This is a genomic window from Bradyrhizobium sp., from assembly GCF_016462955.1.
Taxonomy (GTDB): Bacteria; Pseudomonadota; Alphaproteobacteria; order Rhizobiales; family Xanthobacteraceae; genus Bradyrhizobium.
This window is the reverse complement of record NZ_JAEMSD010000092.1, coordinates 1-6,396: the sequence shown is the minus strand read 5'-3', so window position 1 is coordinate 6,396 and position 6,396 is coordinate 1. Positions and strand designations below refer to the sequence as shown.

Sequence of the window (6,396 nt, the reverse complement as noted above, 5' to 3'; positions counted from 1 at the left end):
TCCCGGCCGAGCAGGCCGGCGGCATCAAGGGCCTGCGCGCCCTGGCCGGGCCATTTCCGAGCGTCCGGTTCTGCCCGACCGGCGGGGTCGGCGAGGCCAATGCGGCGACCTGGCTGGCCGAGCCCAACGTGGTTGCGGTCGGCGGGTCCTGGCTGTGCCCAACGGCCGAGATCCGGGCCGGGAACTGGGCCGGCATAACTGCCATCTGCGAGCGGACCGTCAAGGCGCTGAAAGCCGCGTGAAGTCGTGCCATCCCTGGGCTAAGACTTAGCTCAGGAAGCCTCCAGGGAGAAATGACCATGACCGCCAGCATCGTCGGATGGGCGCATACGCCGTTCGGCAAGTTCGACACCGAAACCGTCGAAAGCCTCGTGACCCGCGTGGCAAATGAGGCGCTGGCGGATGCCGGCATTTCGGCCGGCGACGTCGACGAGATCGTGCTCGGCCATTTCAACGCCGGCTTCTCGCCGCAGGATTTCACGGCGTCGCTGGTGCTCCAGGCCGACCCAAACCTGCGCTTCAAGCCCGCGACCCGCGTCGAGAACGCCTGCGCCACCGGCTCTGCCGCCGTTCACCAGGGCCTGCGCGCGATTGCCGCAGGAGCGGCCAAGGTCGTGCTGGTCGTCGGTGTCGAGCAGATGACGCGGACGCCGAGCGCCGAAATCGGCAAGAACCTGCTCAAGGCCTCCTATCTGCCCGAGGACGGCGACACGGTCGGCGGCTTCGCCGGCGTGTTCGGCAAGATCGCCAGCTCCTACTTCCAGAAGTACGGCGACCAGTCCGATGCGCTGGCGCTGATTGCGGCCAAGAACCACAAGAACGGCGTCGCCAATCCCTTCGCCCAGATGCGCAAGGATTTCGGCTTCGACTTCTGCCGCGCCGAGAGCGAGAAGAACCCCTACGTCGCCGGCCCCTTGAAGCGGACGGATTGCTCGCTTGTGTCCGACGGCGCCGCTGCGCTGGTGCTGGCCGATGCCGAGACCGCCAAGACCATGAGCAAGTCGATCGGCTTCCGCGCCACCGCGCACGCCCAGGATTTCCTGCCGATGAGCAAGCGTGACATCCTGCAATTCGAGGGCTGCACTGTCGCCTGGCAGCGCGCGCTGGAGAAGGCCGGCATCACGCTGTCCGATCTCTCCTTCGTCGAGACCCATGACTGCTTCACGGTCGCCGAGCTAATCGAATACGAAGCGATGGGCCTGACGCCGAAGGGGCAGGGTGCCCGCGCCATCAAGGAGGGCTGGACGCTCAAGGACGGCAAGCTGCCGGTCAACCCGTCGGGCGGCCTCAAGGCCAAGGGGCACCCGATCGGCGCCACCGGCGTCTCCATGCACGTGATGACCGCGATGCAGCTCGCGGGACAGGCGCCCGAGGGCATGCAGCTCAAGAACGCCAAGCTCGGCGGAATCTTCAACATGGGCGGCGCTGCCGTCGCCAATTACGTCTCGGTACTGGAGCCACTGAAGTAGGGTTGCGTAGGGTGGGTTAGCCGAAAGGCGTAACCCACCTCCTTTGTCTCCGCGGGGACGGCTTCGGTGGATTACGCCTGCGGCTAATCCACCCTACGACCCTTGCGCTAGATCATGGTGGGTCGGCTTCGGCCCGCCTTAATGCTCCTGATTTGGTTTGCAGGGAATGCATCATGAGCACTGACTACGAAGACTCCCTGTCGATGGACGCGCTGAACGATCGCATCGCGATCCTCGAGGACAATATCCGCCAGCTCATCGAGCAGGCCGCGGCCGCCTCGGGCGAGCAGAGCGAGTCGCGCATCGCGGACCGCCTCAATCAGCAGAATGATGAGCTCGAGCGGCTCCGGAAGATCCGGGAATCCCGCCAGAAGAAATAGCGGCCGACGATGCATGCCGCCATACGCCGCCCGCCCTTGCGCGCGCGGCGGCGCTGCCGTTAGCTGGACCGAAATCGCGAGGGCAGTTGGGCCCCGCGCAATCGGGAGCGAAGGATGGGGCCGCTGAAGGGCATCAAGGTCATCGACATGACCACTGTGCTGATGGGCCCCTATGCGACCCAGATGCTCGGCGATTACGGCGCCGACATCATCAAGGTGGAGTCGCTCGACGGCGACGTCACCCGCCTGATCGGCCCCATGCGCCACGCCGGCATGGGTCCGGTGTTCCTCAACACCAACCGTAGCAAGCGCTCGATCTGCCTCGATCTGAAGAAGCCCGCCGGCCGTGAGGCCGTGCTGAGGCTGCTCAAGGACGCCGACGTGCTCGTCTACAACGTCCGCCCGCAGGCCATGGCGCGGCTTCAGCTCGGCTATGACGTCGTCTCCGCCATCAACCCGCGTCTGGTCTATGCCGGCGTGTTCGGCTTCGGCCAGGACGGGCCCTATGCCGCAAAACCCGCCTACGACGACCTGATCCAGGGCGCCACCGCGTTGCCGGCGTTGATGGCGCAGACCGGCGACGGCGTGCCGCGTTACGTGCCGAACGCGCTGGTCGACCGCATCGTCGGCCTCACCGCCGTGGGCGCGATCTGCGCCAGCCTGGTGCACCGGGACCGCACCGGCCGCGGCCAACGCGTCGACATCCCGATGTTCGAGACCATGGCGGGATTCGTCATGGGCGATCACATGGGCGGGCTCACCTTCGAGCCGCCGCTCGACAAGGGCGGCTATGCCCGCCATCTCTCGCGCGACCGCAGGCCCTACAAGACCGCGGACGGCTATCTCAGCGTCATCGTTTACAACGACAAGCAATGGGAGAACTTCTTCAAGGCCACCGGGCGCGATGACCTCCGCGCCGATCCCAAATTCGCGACCTTCGCCGGCCGCGCCGCCAACATTGATGTGGTCTACGCCGAGCTCGCGCGCATCTTCGAGACGCGCAGCACGGCCGAATGGATCGAGCTGCTGACCAAGGCGGACGTCCCGGTGATGCCGATGCACGACCTCGCCTCGATTCTGCATGACGAGCATCTGGAAGCGACCGGGTTCTTCCCGGTCGTGACCCATCCGACCGAAGGCCCGATCCGCAGCATGAAGGTGACGGCAACCTGGTCGGAGACCGAGGCCGAGCCGGTGCGGCTCGCGCCGCGGCTCAACGAGCACGGTGCGGAGATTCTTTGTGAGATCGGCTATTCCCAGGACGAGATCGCCGCCATGGTCCGCGACGGCGTCACGCGCGCGGCGCCGGAGTAGGGGGAGTGAAATGACCAAAATTCTCTCATCCGTCATTCCGGGGCGCGACGAAGTCGCGAGCCCGGAATCCATTTATCCTCCGCACATGCCGCTCGATGGATTCCGGGCTCGGCCCTTCGGGCCGCCCCGGAATGACGAGGAGCAGAGATGAGCTTAATCACCGGCGTCGGCCTCACGCCGTTCGGCAAGCACGAGGGCTCGTCCTCGCTCGACCTGATGAGCAAGGCTGCCGAGGCCGCCCTCGACGATGCCGGGCTCAAACGCCCGGACATTGACGGCATTCTCTGCGGCTACTCCACCGTCTCGCCGCACATCATGCTCGCCACCGTCTTCGCCGAGCATTTCGGCATTCGCCCTGCTTACGCCCACGCCGTGCAGGTCGGCGGTGCTACGGGCCTCGCGATGACGATGCTGGCGCATCACCTCGTCGAAGCAGGCGTCTGTCGCAACGTGCTCGTCGTCGCCGGCGAGAACCGGCTCACCGGGCAGAGCCGCGATGCCTCGATCCAGGCGCTGGCGCAGGTCGGCCATCCCGATTACGAGGTGCCGCTCGGCCCGACGATCCCCGCCTATTACGGCCTCGTCGCCAACCGCTACATGCACGAATACGGCGTGACCGAAGAGGACCTTGCCGAGTTCGCCGTGCTGATGCGCGCCCACGCCTGCACCCATCCCGGCGCGCAATTCAACGATCCCATCACGGTCGCCGACGTCATGGCCTCGAAGCCGGTCGCAATGCCGCTCAAGCTACTCGATTGCTGCCCGGTGTCCGACGGCGGCGCGGCGTTCGTCATCAGCAGCGAACGGACCGGGGAAGCGGGCGTGCGCATCCGCGGCTGCGCCCAGGCGCACACCCACCAGCATGTCACGGCCGCGCCAGGCCTCGGCGAACTCGGCGCCGAGATCTCCATCGCACGTGCCAGGGAGGCCACGGGCCTTGCGATCTCCGACGTGCGCTATGCCGCCATCTACGACAGCTTTACGATCACGCTCGCGATGCTGCTGGAAGACCTTGGCCTTGCCGGCCGCGGCGAGGCGGCGGCGCGCGTCCGATCAGGCCATTTCGGCCGCGACGGCGCCATGCCGCTCAACACCCACGGCGGTCTGCTCAGCTACGGCCATTGCGGGGTCGGCGGCGCCATGGCGCATCTGGTCGAGGCGCATCTGCAGATGACGGGGCGGGCGGGTGCCCGCCAGGTCCGTGATGCCTCGATCGCTCTCCTGCATGGCGACGGCGGCGTGCTGTCGTCCCACGTGAGCATGTTCCTGGAGCAAGTGTGATGAGCGAACGTCTCGCGGACTGGACCAAGGGCGAAGAGGCCATCACGTTTCAGGCCTGTGACGCGTGCGGTCATGTGCAGTATTTCCACCGCGCCTTCTGCGCCGCCTGCGGCGCACCTGATCCGAGCGACCAACGCGCCAGCGGCAAGGGCAGGGTGTATGCGACCTCATTGGTCTGCCGCGCTGCAACGCCCGAGACGCGGGCGCACGTGCCCTACAACATCCTTCTGGTCGATTGTGCCGAGGGTTTTCGCATGATGGCCCATGGCGACGATGATCTGGCCATCGGCGATTCGGTCATCGCGAGCTTCAAGCCGTTCGCCGGAAAGTTGGTGCCGTACTTCATGAAGGGCCGATAGCGGGGATCCGTCATTCGGGGGCGGTCATGCGACCGAGCCTGGAACGGGTATTCTGGGCTTGGCCCGCCGGGGCCGCGCGATGCGCGGTCCCGGGAGGGCCACCCCGGAATGACGAAAACGCTGAAACTCGAACTCAGCGCCCGTAGAACAAGATGCTGGCGATGACGAGCATCGCCGTCACCGCCAGCATATGCGCGAGCGCTCCCGAGGCGGCCCCCTTGGTGGCTTCCTTCATGCCGCTTTCTCCCTAGACTTGGGCGTGACTCGTCGATGCGCGGTGAAGCGCAAAGCCGGCCAATTGTTTTTACTCGGAACACCCCATTTCTCGAGTACTCACCGCGATCTGTCCCCACGCGGCGAATATCGATTGTCTCAGGGTCGATCAGCAATGCGGCGGCAATTTGACTCGATGATGTTGCTCCTGCGTCGGCGCGGGAATAGAGTTTCGAGAGCCTGTCGCCGGCAACGACAAAAAGCATCAAAAACTCAGGGAAACCTTCAGGAAAATCATGGCCCGCATCGATTACAGCGACACCTCCAAGGTCTCCGACCGCACCCGCGAAATCCTCGACAAGAACCGCAACGCCAACATCTTCCGCATGATGGCGCACTCGCCGAGCTATCTCGAGCAGTACTGCCGCCTCGGCGGCGCTATCAGGCACAAGGGCGAGCTTGATCCGGTCGTGCGCGAGCTTGCGATCACCCGCACCGGCATTTTGTGCGAAGCTCCGTACGAGATCGTCGCGCACAAGCGCATCGGCAGCAATGTCGGCGTCACCGACGAGCAGAACGAGGCGCTCGAGAATTGGCAGGCGGCGTCCTGCTTCAATGAGATCCAGCGCGCCGCGCTCGCCTTCACCGACGAGATCGTGAAGCTGAAGAAGCCGACGGACGCGACGTTCAAGGCGATCGCGTCGAAGCTGACGCCGGGTGCATTGGTCGAGCTACAGCTCTCGGTCGGCTTCTACATCATGACGTCGAAATTCCTGGAGACGTTCGAGATCGATCTCCAGCCTGTCACGGAAGTGGTGGGCTGATTCGAAACTTACCGCGAGGATGCCCATGACGATCGATGAATATGCGGCCTGGGCCGCGAGCATTGCGAAAGTCGATCAACATCCGTCCAACGAGCGGCTGTCCTACCTGGGCCTAGGTCTTGCCGGTGAAGCCGGCGAGGTCGCCGAGCACATCAAGAAGCTCTTGCGCGACGATTGGCTCGACAAGGCGGGTCTCATCGAAGAACTCGGCGATGTCGTCTACTATTGGGCCTGCCTGTGCGCCGCCACCGGCCAGCAGCCATCCGCGCTGCTCGATGCCAGTGCCGCCAAGATCAAGCGACGTATCAGCGAAGCGGCGAGCCGGTAGTGTAAGCTTGAGTTGGGAACTCCGGCGTCATGGCCGGGCTTGTCCCGGCCATCCACGTCTTGCCAAGCGGTACGAAGAACGTGGATGCCCGGGACAAGCCCGGGCATGACAACTTCGTTCATTACGTCGACGTCAGAATATCGACCTTAGCATTGGCGACGATCAAGCGGTCCGCGAGCAACTGAGCCAGGTTGCGCATGATGCATTCGCTGGCGCGCGGATGCTGCT

The 6,396-nt window shown here is 65.0% G+C and carries 7 protein-coding genes and 1 pseudogene; all 8 read left to right on the top strand.

Going from position 1 to position 6,396, the window contains the following annotated elements:
- A pseudogene (locus tag JHD07_RS12530) lies at nucleotides 1-242 on the top strand (keto-hydroxyglutarate-aldolase/keto-deoxy-phosphogluconate aldolase); the annotation flags it as partial.
- A gap of 57 nt (nucleotides 243-299) precedes the next feature.
- On the top strand, nucleotides 300-1,469 hold the full coding sequence (locus JHD07_RS12525) for an acetyl-CoA acetyltransferase (protein WP_291622447.1): 1,170 nt from the start codon (nucleotides 300-302) through the stop codon (nucleotides 1,467-1,469).
- A gap of 173 nt (nucleotides 1,470-1,642) precedes the next feature.
- Nucleotides 1,643-1,849 carry a hypothetical protein gene (locus tag JHD07_RS12520; protein ID WP_291622445.1) on the top strand — a complete coding sequence of 69 codons (207 nt, stop codon included), beginning with the start codon at nucleotides 1,643-1,645 and terminating at the stop codon, nucleotides 1,847-1,849.
- A 114-nt stretch (nucleotides 1,850-1,963) separates the two neighbouring features.
- Nucleotides 1,964-3,163, top strand: a complete 1,200-nt coding sequence (locus JHD07_RS12515) for a CoA transferase (RefSeq protein WP_291622443.1) — start codon at nucleotides 1,964-1,966, stop codon at nucleotides 3,161-3,163.
- 147 nt (nucleotides 3,164-3,310) lie between these two features.
- Entirely contained in the window at nucleotides 3,311-4,444 is a 1,134-nt protein-coding gene (locus JHD07_RS12510) for a thiolase family protein (RefSeq protein ID WP_291622441.1), read from the top strand.
- Nucleotides 4,444-4,803, top strand: coding sequence for an OB-fold domain-containing protein (locus tag JHD07_RS12505; RefSeq protein ID WP_291622440.1), 360 nt, complete (start codon nucleotides 4,444-4,446; stop codon nucleotides 4,801-4,803). The genes JHD07_RS12510 and JHD07_RS12505 overlap by 1 nt, the downstream gene beginning before the upstream one ends.
- A 509-nt stretch (nucleotides 4,804-5,312) precedes the next feature.
- Complete coding sequence (locus JHD07_RS12500; RefSeq protein WP_291622439.1) at nucleotides 5,313-5,840, top strand: carboxymuconolactone decarboxylase family protein; 528 nt, start codon at nucleotides 5,313-5,315, stop codon at nucleotides 5,838-5,840.
- Nucleotides 5,841-5,865: 25 nt separating this feature from the next.
- Entirely contained in the window at nucleotides 5,866-6,168 is a 303-nt protein-coding gene (locus JHD07_RS12495; RefSeq protein WP_291622438.1) for a nucleoside triphosphate pyrophosphohydrolase family protein, read from the top strand.
- The last annotated feature ends 228 nt before the right edge of the window (nucleotides 6,169-6,396 follow it).